Origin of the sequence: Allobosea sp. (assembly GCF_035944895.1) — a bacterium.
Classification (GTDB): domain Bacteria; phylum Pseudomonadota; class Alphaproteobacteria; order Rhizobiales; family Beijerinckiaceae; genus Allobosea.
In genome coordinates, this window is sequence record NZ_DASZAT010000004.1 from 1 (window position 1) to 13,998 (window position 13,998).

Genomic DNA, 13,998 nt, shown 5'->3' on the forward strand with positions numbered 1-13,998 from the left:
GGTGATCAACTATACCGGCGGGACCTTCGTCGCCGGCCAGCGCTACACCATCCTGACCTCGACCGGGCTGACCGGCAGCTATGGCGGCGACCTGACGCTGTCGGCCTTCCTCAGCCTGCGCAACAGCAGCGACGCCACCAATGCCTATCTGACGGTGGTCCAGACCGCGACGGCCGGCAATGTCGGCGGCACCGGCAATGAGCAGGCGGTCGGCAACGCCGTCGACAGCCTGCCGAGTGGCAACGCCGTCCAGACCGGCGTCTACAACCAGCCGACGGTCGAGGCGGCGCGCGGCGCGCTCGGCCAGCTCGCCGGCGAGGTTCATGCCACGGCTCGCACCGTGCTGGTCGATGAGAGCTGGCTGCTGCGCTCGGCGGTGAACGACCGCCTGCGCTCGGCTTTCGGTGCGGTCGGCGCCGCCCCGATGGCGACGCTGTCCTATGGCTTCACCGCCGACCTCGCGCCGGCGGTGAAAGGACCGATGCCGAAGCCGCCCTCGGCCGAGCGCTTCGCCGTCTGGGGCCAGGGCTATGGCTCCTGGGGGCGCACGCGCAGCGACGGCAATGCCGCCAGCCTCTCCCGCTCGACCGGCGGCCTGCTGGTCGGCGCCGATGCCGCCGTCTTCGACAATTTGCGCCTCGGCGTCGTCGCCGGCTTCAGCCACAGCAAGTTCGACGTCAACGGCCGGCTCTCCTCGGGTGAGAGCGACAACTATCATCTGGGCCTCTATGGCGGCGGGCAGTTCGGCGCCCTCAACCTGCGCACCGGCCTGAGCTACACTTGGCACGATCTTTCGACCCGGCGCAGCATCGTCGCGGCCGGGCTCGGCGACACCTTGCGCGCCGATTACGATGCCGGGACCCTGCAGCTCTTCGGCGAGGCCGGCTATCGCATCGATCTCGGCCAGACCGCCTTGGGCCAGGTCGCGCTCGAGCCCTATGCCGGCCTGGCCTATGTCCTGCTGCGCAGCGATCGCTTCAGCGAGCGCGGCACCGGGGCTGCGGCACTCGCCGGCACCAGCGACGACACGAGCCTCGGCTACACCACGCTCGGCCTGCGCGCCGCGACGACGACGCGCCTCTCCGGCATGGACCTGACCCTGCGCGGCGGGCTCGGCTGGCGCCATGCCTTCGGCGATGTCGATCCGAAGACGACGCTCGCCTTTGCCGGCAGCAACCCGTTCGCCATCGCCGGCCTGCCGATCGCGCGGGATGCCGCTCTGGTCGAGGCCGGGCTCGATCTTGGGCTCGGTCCGAACATCAGCCTCGGCGCCTCCTACACCGCCCAGCTCGCACAGGACGCGCAGGACCACGCCTTCAAGGCAAACCTCGCCGTCAGGTTCTGAGGAAAAGGGTCGGCAGCTGGCCGATAAGCAGATCAGAGCGCGCCCTCGCAGCTTTCGAATTCGTCCCAGACCTCCGCAATCTCGACAGCGTTCGAGATGAACGCTACGCCATCGTCAGGCTGGTAATCGGGTGGGGGGAATGCGCGACATCGGAGCCGGCCTGGCTGGCGCGCTTATTCTGTTCTTTGCCCGCTTCATCACGGCGGTGCGCGGGCGCTGGGACGGCGTCGCGCCGACCGACGAGCAGCGCATCTATTTCGCCAACCACGCCAGCCACGGCGATTTCGTCCTGATCTGGACCGTGCTGCCGCGCCGCATGCGCTTCGCGACCCGGCCGGTCGCCGGCAGCGACTACTGGCTGAAGAGCAGCCTGCGGCGCTTCATCGGCCGCGACGTCTTCAACGCCGTCCTGATTGACCGCGATCCCGCGACGCGAACGGCTGACCCGATCGTCCAGATGACCGAAGCGCTCGATGCCGGCTCCTCTCTGATCGTCTTTCCTGAGGGTACGCGCAACACCACGGATGCGCCGCTGCTCCCGTTCAAGAGCGGGCTGTTCCATCTGGCGCAGGCGCGCCCGAACGTGGCGCTCGTGCCGGTCTGGATCGACAATCTCAACCGCGTCATGCCGAAGGGCGAGTTCGTGCCGGTGCCGCTGGTCTGCACCGTCACCTTTGGCGCGGCTCTCACCCTTGCCGAGGCTGAGGCCAAGCAGGATTTCCTGGCGAGGGCTGAAGCGGCGCTGCTCGCGCTGTCACCGAAGGCGAACGCGCCATGACGATGCCGCATCCCGATCTCCTCGCCGTGCTGGCCGGCCTGCTCGGCGTCCTGATCGTCGCGTCCACTGTCGGCTACGTGCTGCAGCGCCGGCTGTCGCCCGACGGCTCGAATGCCGTGGTCGAGAACCTGAACGACCGCATCCGCGCCTGGTGGATCATGATCGTGCTGATGGGCCTGGCGCTGATCGGCGGCAAGACCGGCGTGACGCTGCTCTTCGGCTTCTGCTCCTTCGCAGCGCTGCGCGAGTTCATCACGTTGACGGACACGCGCCGCGCCGATCATTGGGCGCTGGCGGCCGGCTTCTTCGTCGTGCTGCCGGTGCAGTTCTATCTGATCTGGACCGAGTGGTACGGGCTCTACTCGATCTTCATTCCCGTCTACGCCTTCCTGCTGATGCCGATCATTGCGTCGCTGCGCGGCGACACCGAGCATTTCCTCGTGCGCATCGCCGAGGTGCAGTGGGCGCTGATGATCTGCGTCTTCTGCATCTCGCATGTGCCGGCGCTGCTCAGCCTCGACATCCCCGGTTTTCAGGGGCGCAACGTCCTGCTGATCGCCTTCCTCGTCATCGTCGTGCAGATGAGCGATGTGCTGCAATATGTCTGGGGCAAGCTGCTCGGCCGGACCAAGATCGCGCCCAGGCTGTCGCCCTCCAAGACGGTCGAGGGCTTCGTCGGCGGCGCGCTCAGCGCAACGGCGGTCGGGGCGGCCCTGTCCTGGATGACGCCGTTCACGCCGCTGCAGGCGGCGTTCCTGGCGCTGGTGATCGTGCTGATGGGCTTCTTCGGCGGGCTGGTGATGTCGGCGATCAAGCGCGATCGCGGCATCAAGGACTGGGGCCATCTGATCGCCGGCCATGGTGGTTTCCTCGACCGGCTCGATTCGGTGGTGTTCTCCGCTCCGATCTTCTTCCATCTCGTCCGCTATGGTTGGTCGACGACGTGAGCCCGCCGCTGGCGCGCCTGATGCAAAGCAGCATCGTCCATGTCGGCTTCGCCTTCCTCGCCATGGGCAGCTGGGCGGCGTTCGCCAACCGCGCCCATCCCATGCCGGCGCCGCTCCTCGCCGGGTTGATCCAGGGCACACTGTCCGCTCTCATCACCCTGCTGCTGAAGCGCGGCATCGAGTATCTCGCCAGCAGCTTCACTGGCCTTACCGCGCTGCTGGCGCCGCCAGTGATCGCAGGTGTCGTGTCCGCCAGTCTGCTGACGGTCATCCACACGATCGGCGGCACGCCCGAGATCGCGAGGACCATCGCCGTCCCGCTCACCGTCGCGACCAGCTATGCGGCGCTCTACAATTATTCGCTGTGGCGCAGCAGGAAGGCCATGAACCATGGCGCAGAGTGACGATCGGCGGCCGCTCTCGAGCCGGGACACCGGCTGGGCCCGGGCGATTGCGCGCCGGCTGAGCGCGACCGGGATCACGCCGAACCAGATCTCGATGGCGAGCATGGCGATGGCGGCCGGCGCCGGCGCGGCCTTTTGGCTCGCGGGCACGGCGGCTTCCGGGCCGCGCATCGTGCTGCTGCTTGCCGCGGCCCTGTTCTGCCAGTTCCGGCTGCTCTGCAATCTCTTCGACGGCATGGTCGCGATCGAAGGTGGCAAGCAGGCTGCCGACGGACCGTTCTGGAACGAATTCCCCGACCGGGTCGCCGATATCCTGATCCTCGCCGGCGTCGGCTACGGGATCGGTGCTCCCGCGCTGGGCTGGGCGGCGGCCGCTTTTGCGGTACTGACCGCCTACACCCGCGAACTCGGCCGAAATTGCGGGCTGCCGGCCGATTTCTCCGGCCCGATGGCCAAGCAGCACCGTATGGCGACGATCACGGCGGCGGCGCTGCTGTCGCTGCTGGAACCGATCTGGCGCGGCCATAACGACGTGCTGACCACCGCCCTTTGGCTGATCGCGATGGGCGCGGCCGTGACCGCTCTCAGGCGGGCGGCGAACATCGTGCGCGGCTTGAGGGCTCGCTGAGTCCTCTGAGCCCCAGTGCGGGCGCGGTCAATGGTCAAGCGCCTGCGAGAACGTCTTCAGGTATTTCATGCCGGTATCGCACATGATGGTGACGATGGTGGCATCCGGCCCGAGCCGTTCGGCCAGCCGCAGCGCGGCCGTGACATTGGCGCCGGTCGAGGTGCCGCAGAACAGGCCTTCCTCCGCCGCCAGGCGAAACGCCATCGCCTTGGCTTCTTCCGTCGAGACCTGTTCGATCTCGTCGGCGATGCCGTCATGCCAGAGCGGCACGACATAGCCCGCGCCGATCCCGTCGATCTTGTGCGCGCCGGACGGCCCGCCCGAGAGCACCGCTGATTCCGCCGGTTCGACCGCGACGAAGCGGATCCTGTCGTCACGCCGGCGCAGCGTCTCAGAGGTGCCGCGCAGCGCTGCTGCCGTCCCGACGCTCTGGACGAAGCCGTCGATCCGGCCGCCGGTCTGCTCCCAGATCTCGTCGGCGAGCCGGGCATAGGCCGCCAGTTGGTCGGTGTTTTCCATCTGGGCGGTGATGTAAGCGCCGAGTTCGCCGGCGATGCGATGCGCCTCGGCGATCATGTCCCTGGTCAGCTTCGCGGTCTGCTTGCCGTTCTCGCTCGGCACGATCGTCAGCTTGGCGCCGAGCAGGCGCATATGATCGAGCTTCTCCTTGGAAAAGGCGTCGGAGGTCACGAGGTGGAGCGGATGTCCCTTCACCGCGCAGACCAGCGCCAGCGAGACGCCGGTGCTGCCGCCGGTGTATTCGACGACCGCGCCGCCCGGCTTCAGCCGGCCATCGGCTTCCGGCGCCTCGATCATCGCCAGCGCCATGCGGTCCTTCATGCTGCCCGTCGGATTGCGGGCTTCCAGCTTGAGTAGGATGCGGGCGCCATTGGCCGGGACGACATTGCGCAGGGCCAGCAGCGGCGTGTTGCCGATCGTGTCGAGGATGGTGGCGGGTATTGGGTTCATCGCTGTCTCGTAAGGTTGTCCGTGGGAGGGCGTGCTCGATGCGCGCTAGCCGGCTTGGCCAAGCAGCGCGGCGACGAAGACGATTGTCGCGCCGAAGCCGGCCGCGAAGGCGAGCGTCCGGATGATCGGGATGCCGGCGGTGTAGACCACGTAATGGATCAGCCGCGCCGCCAGGTAGAGCTTGGCCGCGAAGACCGTCGCCGCCGTGCTGATACCGGCGAGAGCCGCAATCAGAACCAGTGGCGCGAACACCGCGAGGTTTTCGACGGCGTTGGCATGCGCCCGCCGCGCGCGCTCGGCCCAGGCCGGGTCCGGTGCAAACGATGGGTCGGGATTGGCCATCGCCGCCATGAGGCCGCGGGTCACGATCCGCGCAAGCATGTAGGGGATCCACATCAGGACCGTCGCGGCGGCGGCCAGCGTCAGGCAATAGAGTTCCGGCGTGAGCGTCATGGCGCGTCCACTGATTGGATCGATAGGGCGAGTGGCGGTCCGGCGAGGACTATGGGCGGACGCTAGACCTGAGCAGGCGAGGTCACTATCGTCGTAAATGACAATCTTGAGGTCATTTACGCCATGCGCTTGACCGTGCTCGCTCTCGACGGCGTCTTCGATACCGGCTTGACGGTGCTGCTCGACACCTTCTCCACCGCGAACGAGCTGGCGGCGATGCAGGGGATCGATCGGCCCCTATTCGATGTGCAGCTCGTCGGCATCAGCGGACAGGTGCGCACCGCGATGGGGCTGACCGCAAGCGCCGCCTTGCCGGATACGGCCCGCAAGCCGGATTGGGTGATTGTGCCGGCCTTGAACGCCAAGCAGCCGGACCGGCTGGTCGAGGCCTTGGGAAGAACGGACGTCGCCGAGGGGCTCGCTCACCTGCGCGGCTGGCAGGCGGAGGGAGTGGGCATGGCAGGGGCCTGCATTGGCACCTTCCTGCTGGCGGAGGCCGGGATTCTCGACGGGCGCGAGGCGACGACGACCTGGTCGCTCGCGCCATTGTTCCGCCAGCGCTATCCGCAGGTGAGGCTGGACGATTCACGCATGCTCATTCCGGCCGGCCAGGTGGTCACGGCGGGTGCGATGATGGGGCATCTCGACCTAGCGCTATGGCTGGTGCGTCAGGCGAGCCCGCAAATCGCGGCGCTGGTCGCGCGCGTCATGCTGATCGACAAGCGGTCCTCGCAGGCTCAATACATCATCCCCGACCACCTCGCCCATGCCGACCCGCTCATCGAGCGCTTCGAGCGCTGGGCACGCGCCAATCTGGCCTTAGGCTTCTCGCTCCAGGAGGCGGCGAGCGCGCTGGCGGTCAGCGCGCGAACCCTGCAACGGCGCACCGAGGCCGTGCTGGGCAAGTCGCCGCTCGCCTTCTTCCAGGACATGCGGGTCGAGCGTGCCCGGCACCTCGTCTCGATCGGAGAGAGCCTGGACAGCATCGCGGGAGAAGTCGGCTATGCCGACACGGCGACCTTGCGCACCTTGCTGCGGCGCCGGCTCGGACATGGTGTCCGGGAATTGCGGGCCGAGATGCGCTCGTAAGGTTCAGCCCCCGGTCACGCTCATATGCCGGCCGACTGCCGCGCGGGGCTGGCGCCGGTCGATGACGAAGTCGTGGCCCTTGGGCTTGCGCGAGATCGCCTCTTCCATCGCCCGGTAGAGCAGGGTGTCGTCGCTGGAGGCGCGGATCGGCGCGCGCAGATCGGCGGCGTCCTCCTGGCCGAGGCACATATAGAGCGTGCCGGTGCAGGTCAGGCGCACGCGGTTGCAGCTCTCGCAGAAATTATGGGTCATCGGCGTGATGAAGCCGACGAGCCCGCCGGTCTCCTGCACCCTGACATAGCGCGCCGGCCCGCCGGTCCGGTACGGATCGTCGTCGAGCGTATAGCGGTCCATCAGCTTGGCCCGCACCATCGAGAGCGGCAGGAACTGGTCGAGCCGGGCCGGCTCGATCTCGCCGAGCGGCATCACCTCGATCAGCGTCAGGTCCATGCCGAGCCCATGGGCCCACTGCATCAGCCCTTCGATCTCGTCCTCGTTGACGCCCTTCAGCGCCACCGCATTGATCTTGACCCGCAGGCCGGCGGCGCGCGCCGCCTCGATCCCGGCGAGCACCTTGGAGAGGTCGCCCCAGCGCGTGATCTTGCGGAACTTGTCGGGGTCGAGCGTGTCCATCGACACGTTGACGCGGCGCACGCCGCAATCGGCCAGCTCCTGCGCATAGCGGGCGAGCTGCGAGCCGTTGGTGGTCACGGTGAGCTCGTCGAGCGCGCCCGAGGCCAGATGGCGCGAGAGCGAGCGGAACAGGTTCATGATGTCGCGCCGCACCAGCGGCTCGCCGCCGGTGATGCGCAGCTTGCGCGTTCCGCGCGAGACGAAGGCGCTGGCGACGCGGTCGACCTCCTCAAGGGTCAGGAGATCGCGTTTCGGCAGGAAGGCCATGTCCTCGGACATGCAGTAGACGCAGCGGAAATCGCAGCGATCCGTCACCGAGATGCGCAAATAGGAGATGTCGCGGCCGAACGGGTCGGTCAGCGGCGCACGCATCAGGGGGCGGACGGGGTCATGCAGCACGACGGCTGAAATCCTCGGGCGATCGCGGTCTTGCGGCGCAGTGCGCCTGCCGTTGCTCTGATATAGGAAGCGAGCATTGTCGGCGGCAAGCCCGCGGTCAAGCGGGCTGATGGTCGCAAGCCGTTCTGGAGAAACACGAAGATGTCAGATTGGCCGAGCGAGATCCGCCTCTCGAAGGATCGCCGTACGTTGCATGTCACCTTCGAGAGCGGCGAGAGCCATGCGCTCTCGGCCGAATTGCTGCGGGTGGAGAGCCCCTCGGCCGAGGTCCAGGGCCACGGCCCGACGCAGAAGCAGACGGTGCCCGGCAAGCGCGAGGTCGAAATCCTGAAGGTCGAGCCGGTCGGTCACTATGCGGTGAGGCTGACCTTCGACGACATGCACGACACCGGCATCTACGGTTGGGATTATCTGCGCGAGCTCGGCCGCGACGGCGAGGCGAAGCTGCAGGCCTATCTCGACGATCTCGCGGCGAAGGGATTGTCGCGGGAGCGGGTGAGGCGGTGAAGGACAGAGGATTCTACGTGTGGATCACGGTCTTCGCCGTGGTCGTGGGTGTTCTGGTTTGGAACCTCAGCCCCAGCTCTTCGGAACACCCATCGATCGGAGGAGGTGGTTATGATCTCTCCGGCCCGGTCTACACCTTGGCGCTTCTGGCATTCACGGGCCTCTGGACGCTTGCAACACTGATGACTGGCTTGATCCACAGCAAGGCTCGGACCCGTTTTCGCGCGCTCGTCCTGGCGGCAATCGGCCTCGTCACCTTCTCCGCGTCGATCATGATCTGGGGCAACAACCTGAGTTAGCGGTTTCGTGCGGGCGAAACCGGAAATCGGGTAATCGTGCCAAAGAAAAAGGCCGGCGAAACGCCGGCCTTTCGCAATCCTGGAAGCGTGCAGTCGCTCAGCGGGCGACGACGACGCGGGTGCCGACCTTGGCGCGCTCGTAGAGGTCGATCACGTCCTCGTTCAGCATGCGGATGCAGCCCGAGGAAACCGCCTGGCCGATCGTCTCCGGCTCGTTCGAGCCGTGGATGCGGTACAGGGTCGAGCCGAGATACATGGCGCGGGCGCCGAGCGGGTTCTCCGGGCCGCCGGGCATGAAGCGCGGCAGGTCGGGGCGGCGCTTCAGCATCTGCGCCGGCGGGGTCCAGCCCGGCCACTCGGCCTTGCGGGTGATGGTCTGCGAGCCGGCCCAGTCGAAGCCCGGGCGGCCGACACCGACGCCGTAGCGGACGGCCTTGCCATCGGGCAGGACGAAATAGAGGCGGCGCTCGCTCGTGTTGATCACGATCGTGCCGGGACGGTAGGTGCCGCTGAAGGAGACGACCTCGCGGGGGATCGCGGTCGCCTGCGCCTTGGCAGGGTCGACATAGGTGACCAGCGGCTGGCGAGTGAGCGGGTCGATTTCGGCGACAGCGGCGGTCGCCGTGGCCGCGACGGCCGTGCCGGCGATCAGGGCCAAACGGAAGGAGCGGAGCATTGCGACCTCGGAAGGGGATTGCAGGATGGCGGGCACGAGGAAAGGTGACGGAAAAACGTCAACAATTCCTCAAATCTCTGGCAGAGCAGTGGCTGCCGTTCAATCGATCGACGTTCACATCGACGCGACCTTTCGAGCTTTGAAGGCGTCCGTTGCGGGGTTGCAACAGGCGCGGGCGTCTGGATGCCGCTTGGCTCGATCTGGGCGCTTTTCGGGCGGGACCGTGGCGGGGCGCGGGGCGGCTCCTCCGAATGAAGGACGAAGCTCGATTCAGTGCACGCTAGGGAAGCTGCTGGCCTGGTCCGCAGCCCGGACGAGGCCGAAGCCGGGCATTGTTTCGAGGTGGAGAGGCGCATGGCCAACGAAGTCGCAGTCCATGCCGTCTACCTTGAGGACTCCACCATGATCCATGCCTTCAACCTGAAGCGGGGTGGGGCCGACTCATTGCCGACCGGGCACACCGGCATACCCAAGGGCTATTCGCCCCAGAAGGCCATCGACAAGGTCCTGGCTGCGGCGAACGGGAACAGGATCAAGATCCTGCGCCTGCTGGCGCATGGCGACGCCGGCGAGTTCGATTTCCCGGGGATCGAGGACCGCAGCTCGGTCTCGTCGAAGTACACGCAATTGCGCAAGGCGTTCGCTCCCATGGCCCGCATCGAGATCCATGGCTGCGGCTGCGCCAGCGAAAAGAAGCTCGATCGCGATCTCGGAAAATACAGCGGCGATCCGAAAGGGCGCGGGCTGCGCTTCCTCTGGGCCGTGGCGCAGACCTTCAACGTCCCGGTCACCGGTGCGGTCGATGCGCAAGGGGGCTGGGACGGCTGGGGCTACAGCGGGATCACGGTGACCATCTCCCCCGCCGGCAAGTTCTACGCCGAGAAGCCGGGGCAGCGCTGGTGGGATCCCTCTTCGGCGGATGCGGAGGCCAAGGCGGAATTCTACCGGATCAAGAAGCTGTATATCGACAGGAAGCTCTATGTGGATGCGCGCATCGCGCTGCGCGTGCTGATGGCGAACTACCCGACCTCGGAAGCGGCCGGCTGGGCGGCGCAACTGGTGCCGCTGGGAGCGATGGAGAATCCGGATCGCGGATTGAAGAAGGAATGGTCGGAGAACTAGAGCATTTCCGGCGAACCCGGGTTCGCCTCCAATGCTCCATCTCTTTGTTTTTACGCAATTCTGGACGGAAAACCGCTACGCACTTTTGCTGGAATTGCTCCAGGAGCCGCATCCTCGCGGGATCGTGCGTCGCTTGCGGCGATCTCTCCGATTGCCGTTAACCGGCCGTTCTCCTAGTCTTCAGATCGAGGGGCAACTTCCGATTGCAAAGCCGGGCCGGCTCTGGTCCGCTCATGCGACATGCCGGGAGGTTCGCCATGCCTACCTGCCAGTTCAATGCGGGCCCTGAAGAACTCGCTGCCCTCGGGACGGCCTTTCACGAGGCGTGGCTGCATGTCGGCCCGATCTATGGACCGTTCGAGAATCCCCATCGCGAATGGCTGGCCCGCCTGATCCTCGGCCTGCGCCGCTCCGGCCATTCCGGCGACATCGTCCTGCTCGCGATCGAGCAGTTCATGGCGACCGCTCCGCTGGCTGAATGGGCGAACGGTGCGCAGAAGCCCGTCACAAAGAACTAAACGCCCTGTCAGCAGCACCGCGCCATCGCCCCCCGCGGCCTGTTCGCAGGGAGCGTGCCCCGTTTTGCGGGCAACGTTGCCGTAATCTTCGCCCGCAATCTGCGCCGTGCTGACCCGATCCGATGCCCGGATGCGTGGTCGCAAGAGCCGGATCCGACCAGGTTGAAACAACCTGGTCGGTGAATCCGCCTCTTACTTTGCTGGCCTGATGCGTCGGCGGCGATTTAGGGCCGCCGCAAGGAGTCTTTGATGAAGCGTTTCATCCTGTTGGCAGGCCTCGGCCTGTCGGCTCTGCTCGCGATCCCGGCCATGGCGGCCGATCGTTCCGTGCGCGGGCAGGAATGGCCGGCCTATTCCGCGCCGCGGCCCTATAACTGGAACGGCGTCTATGCCGGTGTCCATACTGGCGGCGCCTTCGATCGCTTCCAGGGGACCGGCAAGAAGAGTCGCAACGAGATCCTGCTTGGTGGCCAGGTCGGCTACAACCTCCAGATGGGCGGGCTCGTCACCGGTGTCGAGGCCGACGTTTCGATGAACGGCCTCGGCAAGGGCGCCAAGCGCACCGGCGGCACCAGCGCCGACATGCGCTATGTCAGCACCCTCAAGGCCCGGGCCGGCATCGCCTTCGACCGCGTGCTGGTCTACGGCCTCGGCGGTGTCGCCTATGGCAGCCTGAAGGCCAGCAACGGACTGGTCTCGAAGGAGAAGAGCAAGGTCGGCTATGTCGTCGGCGCCGGCGCCGAATACGGCATCACCGACAACCTCTCCGCCAAGCTCGAATACAACTACGTCTCGCTCGGCAAGCAGAACTTCCAGCTCGCCAATGGCCGCACCCGCGTCGGCGTCAACGAGCATCTCGTCAAGGCCGGCCTGAACTACCGCTTCTGACGCCGAAACTCCGGGCCGGGAAACCAGCCCGGTCTGCCCTGCGGCCTCATCGCCGCGCCCAGGCATGGATGGAGCGTGATGCGTCTGGATATTTCGCCCCTATTCCGGCATCACGTTCCATCCGTGCACCCTGAATTGCTTCTTCCATGCGCGCCCTGATCGTCGAGGACGAGCCACAGTTGATGGCTTTCCTGTCCTCGCTCCTCACCAATGCCGGACTGATCGCCGATCGCACCACGACGATCGATGCGGCGCTTGCCGCCTTGCGCTCGACGCCGTTCGACATCGTGATCGTCGATCGGCGTCTGCCTGACGGCGACGGCCTCTCGATCGTCAAGGCGCTGAATTCCTCCGAGGCGCGGCCCGCTTTCCTGGTCTTGACCGCTCGCGACGCCAAGGCCGACGTGATCGAGGGCCTGAACGGCGGTGCGGACGACTATCTCGTCAAGCCATTCGAGCCGGAGGAGCTGCTGGCACGCCTGCGCGTCATCCTGCGCCGGCGCAATCCCAAGCGCTCGCTTGTGATCACCGCCGGCAATCTCTCGCTCGATCTCGAGGGGCGCAGCGCCTCCGTCGGCTCGGAGATGCTCGACCTGCGCCGGCGCGAGGCGCTGATCCTCGAGGCGCTGGTCCAGCGCGTCGGCCGCGTCGTCACTCGCGACGTCCTGATCGAGGCGGTCTACGGCTTCGACGACCTGATCGAATCCAACACGCTCGAAGCGCAGATCTCGCGGCTGCGGCGCAAGCTCAAGGAGGCCGGCGCAGCGGTCGAGATCACCTCGCTGCGCGGCATCGGCTACATGCTGCGGGTGTCGGAGCTGGCGCAGTAACGCCGCGCCTCAGGCGCCGCCACTCTCTTGCGGCGGAAAGACGAGACGCACCATCGTGCCGCCGCCCGGCTGGCCGAGGATGGTGAGCGTTCCGCCATGGGCGGCCATGATGTCGCGCACGATCGTCAGCCCGAGCCCGGCGCCGGTCGAGTTTGGCGACATCCGGTTGAACGCCTCGGTCATCTGCGGGCGGTCGGACGGCGCGATGCCGACCCCGTCATCGGCGACCTCGATCACGGCGCCGTCGATCACCTTGACCAGGATCGTCGATTTCGCCTGCGCGTGCCGCAGGGCATTGTCGACGAGGTTGGCGATGGCCGCCCGCACGGTCGGCTCGTTGGCCTCGATCAGCGCGCGGCGCTCGCCTTCTTCTTCCAGCGCGACATCGGCGCCGTTGCTCAGGATCAGCGGCGCGAGATCGGCCAGCACCGTGCGGGCGATGCCGTTGAGCTGCAGCGGCTCGAACGGCAATTCGGTACTGTGCAGCCGGGCGAGCTGCAGCATCGACGAGACGATCGTGGTCAGCCGGCTGACATCGGTGGTGAGCGCGAGTCGCATCTGGTCGTTCGGCAGCGCGTCGATCCGGCCACGCATCACCGTCAGCGGCGTGCGCAACTCATGCGCGACATTGTTCATGAAGCGCCGCTGCACCTCCATATTGCCGGCGATCTTGTCGAGCGCGGCGTTGAGCGCCGTGGTCAGCGGCATCAGCTCGATCGGGGTTTCCTCGGTGGGCAGCAGGCCGCGCGGCGCCTTCGGGTCGATCCTGGCCGCGGCCTCGGCGGCGCTGCGCAGCCGCTCGCCGATATAGGACACCGACATCGCGATCGCGCCGGCGATCAGGAGGCCGAAGACCACCGAGATCGCCAGCGCCGAGCCTGCGATTGCCCGCAGATAGTAGCCGAGGATCAGGTCCCAGCCCGGCTGGCCGCCGCGGGTGGCGACGATGATCCTGCTGCCGTCCTTCTCGATCACGTCGAAGGCGAGCGCGTTCTCGCCGCCGATCCGCATCTGCGCGGCGATGGTCGGCCCGTCGAGCCGGATGTCGATCGGCAAGGTCGGCCGCAATTCTGGCGCATACTCGACGAGGGAACGTCCATCGGAGACGAGATACCAGAGCGAGGGGCTGGCGCGCTCGATCCGGGACAATCCCGCGGTCTTTTCGACCTGCACGGCATTGCCGGAGGGAGCGCGCACGCTCTGCTGGATCACTTGGGAGGTGACGTCGTTGCGCAGGACGCCAGGATCCTCGGTGATCAGGGCAAAGGCGATGACGGCACCGATGAAGGCGGTGAACAGGACGATGCCGAGCAGCGACAGGCGGATGGTGAGGGCGCGCGACAGCGAGGTCATGGCAGGGCCTCGCCGCCATGCCGCTCGGTCCGGACCGGCCGATCGGTCGCTCGTCCCTGGCGCGGGATTGCTGCAGCGTTGCGAGTCGTCACGGAACCTCGATGCGGGTATGGCTTGTGGAACCGGGCGCTCGCCATTTCCTGTCTCTGCATGGACCGTA

General features: G+C 66.9%; 17 protein-coding genes. 12 read left to right on the forward strand and 5 right to left on the reverse strand.

Annotation, left to right across the window (positions count from 1 at the left end):
• From VGV58_RS01495 to VGV58_RS01515, 5 genes are all read left to right on the forward strand, one after another.
• Nucleotides 1–1,345, forward strand: a 1,345-nt coding sequence (locus VGV58_RS01495; RefSeq protein WP_326872195.1) for an autotransporter outer membrane beta-barrel domain-containing protein, incomplete at its 5' end; no start/stop codon positions are given.
• Nucleotides 1,346–1,484: 139 nt separating this feature from the next.
• Entirely contained in the window at nucleotides 1,485–2,123 is a 639-nt protein-coding gene (locus VGV58_RS01500) for a lysophospholipid acyltransferase family protein (protein ID WP_326872196.1), read from the forward strand.
• Nucleotides 2,120–3,070, forward strand: coding sequence for a phosphatidate cytidylyltransferase (locus tag VGV58_RS01505; protein ID WP_326872197.1), 951 nt, complete (start codon nucleotides 2,120–2,122; stop codon nucleotides 3,068–3,070). The genes VGV58_RS01500 and VGV58_RS01505 overlap by 4 nt, the downstream gene beginning before the upstream one ends.
• A gap of 20 nt (nucleotides 3,071–3,090) precedes the next feature.
• Nucleotides 3,091–3,474 (forward strand): hypothetical protein, encoded by a 384-nt coding sequence (locus VGV58_RS01510; RefSeq protein WP_326872198.1) that lies wholly within the window; start codon nucleotides 3,091–3,093, stop codon nucleotides 3,472–3,474.
• On the forward strand, nucleotides 3,461–4,102 hold the full coding sequence (locus VGV58_RS01515; protein WP_326872199.1) for a CDP-alcohol phosphatidyltransferase family protein: 642 nt from the start codon (nucleotides 3,461–3,463) through the stop codon (nucleotides 4,100–4,102). The genes VGV58_RS01510 and VGV58_RS01515 overlap by 14 nt, the downstream gene beginning before the upstream one ends.
• 27 nt (nucleotides 4,103–4,129) lie before the next feature.
• Here the strand turns inward: VGV58_RS01515 and VGV58_RS01520 are convergent, their stop codons facing one another.
• Together VGV58_RS01520 and VGV58_RS01525 are read right to left on the reverse strand one after the other, a co-directional pair.
• Complete coding sequence (locus VGV58_RS01520) at nucleotides 4,130–5,071, reverse strand: PLP-dependent cysteine synthase family protein (RefSeq protein ID WP_326872200.1); 942 nt, start codon at nucleotides 5,069–5,071, stop codon at nucleotides 4,130–4,132.
• A 45-nt stretch (nucleotides 5,072–5,116) separates the two neighbouring features.
• Nucleotides 5,117–5,524: an MAPEG family protein gene (locus VGV58_RS01525; protein ID WP_326872201.1), complete on the reverse strand. Its 408-nt coding sequence runs from the start codon at nucleotides 5,522–5,524 to the stop codon at nucleotides 5,117–5,119.
• 123 nt (nucleotides 5,525–5,647) lie between these two features.
• Between VGV58_RS01525 and VGV58_RS01530 the strand changes: the two genes are divergently transcribed.
• A complete protein-coding gene (locus VGV58_RS01530) occupies nucleotides 5,648–6,613 on the forward strand; it encodes a GlxA family transcriptional regulator (RefSeq protein WP_326872202.1) in 966 nt (321 codons plus the stop codon).
• A gap of 3 nt (nucleotides 6,614–6,616) precedes the next feature.
• On the opposite strand, the gene moaA is transcribed toward VGV58_RS01530, so the two are convergent.
• Complete coding sequence (gene moaA / locus VGV58_RS01535; RefSeq protein WP_326872374.1) at nucleotides 6,617–7,618, reverse strand: GTP 3',8-cyclase MoaA; 1,002 nt, start codon at nucleotides 7,616–7,618, stop codon at nucleotides 6,617–6,619.
• 168 nt (nucleotides 7,619–7,786) lie between these two features.
• Between moaA and VGV58_RS01540 the strand changes: the two genes are divergently transcribed.
• The gene (locus tag VGV58_RS01540) at nucleotides 7,787–8,152 is read left to right on the forward strand and encodes a gamma-butyrobetaine hydroxylase family protein (protein ID WP_326872203.1); all 366 of its coding nucleotides are present in this window, start codon (nucleotides 7,787–7,789) and stop codon (nucleotides 8,150–8,152) included.
• Between the two features lie 17 nt (nucleotides 8,153–8,169).
• Complete coding sequence (locus tag VGV58_RS01545) at nucleotides 8,170–8,451, forward strand: hypothetical protein (protein WP_326872204.1); 282 nt, start codon at nucleotides 8,170–8,172, stop codon at nucleotides 8,449–8,451.
• Between the two features lie 97 nt (nucleotides 8,452–8,548).
• Here the strand turns inward: VGV58_RS01545 and VGV58_RS01550 are convergent, their stop codons facing one another.
• On the reverse strand, nucleotides 8,549–9,127 hold the full coding sequence (locus tag VGV58_RS01550) for a L,D-transpeptidase (protein ID WP_326872205.1): 579 nt from the start codon (nucleotides 9,125–9,127) through the stop codon (nucleotides 8,549–8,551).
• A gap of 354 nt (nucleotides 9,128–9,481) precedes the next feature.
• On the opposite strand from VGV58_RS01550, the gene VGV58_RS01555 reads away from it, so the two are divergent.
• From VGV58_RS01555 to VGV58_RS01570, 4 genes are all read left to right on the forward strand, one after another.
• Complete coding sequence (locus VGV58_RS01555) at nucleotides 9,482–10,249, forward strand: hypothetical protein (protein WP_326872206.1); 768 nt, start codon at nucleotides 9,482–9,484, stop codon at nucleotides 10,247–10,249.
• A 257-nt stretch (nucleotides 10,250–10,506) separates the two neighbouring features.
• Nucleotides 10,507–10,767, forward strand: a complete 261-nt coding sequence (locus VGV58_RS01560; protein WP_326872207.1) for a hypothetical protein — start codon at nucleotides 10,507–10,509, stop codon at nucleotides 10,765–10,767.
• 249 nt (nucleotides 10,768–11,016) lie between these two features.
• Complete coding sequence (locus VGV58_RS01565) at nucleotides 11,017–11,655, forward strand: outer membrane protein (RefSeq protein ID WP_326872208.1); 639 nt, start codon at nucleotides 11,017–11,019, stop codon at nucleotides 11,653–11,655.
• Nucleotides 11,656–11,801: 146 nt separating this feature from the next.
• Nucleotides 11,802–12,485, forward strand: coding sequence for a response regulator transcription factor (locus VGV58_RS01570; protein WP_326872209.1), 684 nt, complete (start codon nucleotides 11,802–11,804; stop codon nucleotides 12,483–12,485).
• 9 nt (nucleotides 12,486–12,494) lie between these two features.
• Here VGV58_RS01570 and VGV58_RS01575 read toward each other — a convergent pair whose 3' ends face one another.
• Complete coding sequence (locus tag VGV58_RS01575) at nucleotides 12,495–13,838, reverse strand: HAMP domain-containing sensor histidine kinase (RefSeq protein ID WP_326872210.1); 1,344 nt, start codon at nucleotides 13,836–13,838, stop codon at nucleotides 12,495–12,497.
• Between the last annotated feature and the right edge of the window lie 160 nt (nucleotides 13,839–13,998).

What these genes read in the sequence shown, in the direction of transcription:
- VGV58_RS01565 (WP_326872208.1), top strand. Translation starts at nt 11,017, where the DNA reads ATGAAGCGTTTCATCCTGTTGGCAGGCCTCGGCCTGTCGGCTCTGCTC.
- VGV58_RS01540 (WP_326872203.1), top strand. Translation starts at nt 7,787, where the DNA reads ATGTCAGATTGGCCGAGCGAGATCCGCCTCTCGAAGGATCGCCGTACG.
- VGV58_RS01570 (WP_326872209.1), top strand. Translation starts at nt 11,802, where the DNA reads ATGCGCGCCCTGATCGTCGAGGACGAGCCACAGTTGATGGCTTTCCTG.
- VGV58_RS01505 (WP_326872197.1), top strand. Translation starts at nt 2,120, where the DNA reads ATGACGATGCCGCATCCCGATCTCCTCGCCGTGCTGGCCGGCCTGCTC.
- VGV58_RS01525 (WP_326872201.1), bottom strand. Translation starts at nt 5,524, where the DNA reads ATGACGCTCACGCCGGAACTCTATTGCCTGACGCTGGCCGCCGCCGCG.
- VGV58_RS01560 (WP_326872207.1), top strand. Translation starts at nt 10,507, where the DNA reads ATGCCTACCTGCCAGTTCAATGCGGGCCCTGAAGAACTCGCTGCCCTC.
- VGV58_RS01550 (WP_326872205.1), bottom strand. Translation starts at nt 9,127, where the DNA reads ATGCTCCGCTCCTTCCGTTTGGCCCTGATCGCCGGCACGGCCGTCGCG.
- VGV58_RS01530 (WP_326872202.1), top strand. Translation starts at nt 5,648, where the DNA reads ATGCGCTTGACCGTGCTCGCTCTCGACGGCGTCTTCGATACCGGCTTG.
- VGV58_RS01515 (WP_326872199.1), top strand. Translation starts at nt 3,461, where the DNA reads ATGGCGCAGAGTGACGATCGGCGGCCGCTCTCGAGCCGGGACACCGGC.
- moaA (WP_326872374.1), bottom strand. Translation starts at nt 7,618, where the DNA reads ATGCGTGCGCCGCTGACCGACCCGTTCGGCCGCGACATCTCCTATTTG.
- VGV58_RS01500 (WP_326872196.1), top strand. Translation starts at nt 1,485, where the DNA reads ATGCGCGACATCGGAGCCGGCCTGGCTGGCGCGCTTATTCTGTTCTTT.
- VGV58_RS01510 (WP_326872198.1), top strand. Translation starts at nt 3,091, where the DNA reads ATGCAAAGCAGCATCGTCCATGTCGGCTTCGCCTTCCTCGCCATGGGC.
- VGV58_RS01555 (WP_326872206.1), top strand. Translation starts at nt 9,482, where the DNA reads ATGGCCAACGAAGTCGCAGTCCATGCCGTCTACCTTGAGGACTCCACC.
- VGV58_RS01575 (WP_326872210.1), bottom strand. Translation starts at nt 13,838, where the DNA reads ATGACCTCGCTGTCGCGCGCCCTCACCATCCGCCTGTCGCTGCTCGGC.
- VGV58_RS01520 (WP_326872200.1), bottom strand. Translation starts at nt 5,071, where the DNA reads ATGAACCCAATACCCGCCACCATCCTCGACACGATCGGCAACACGCCG.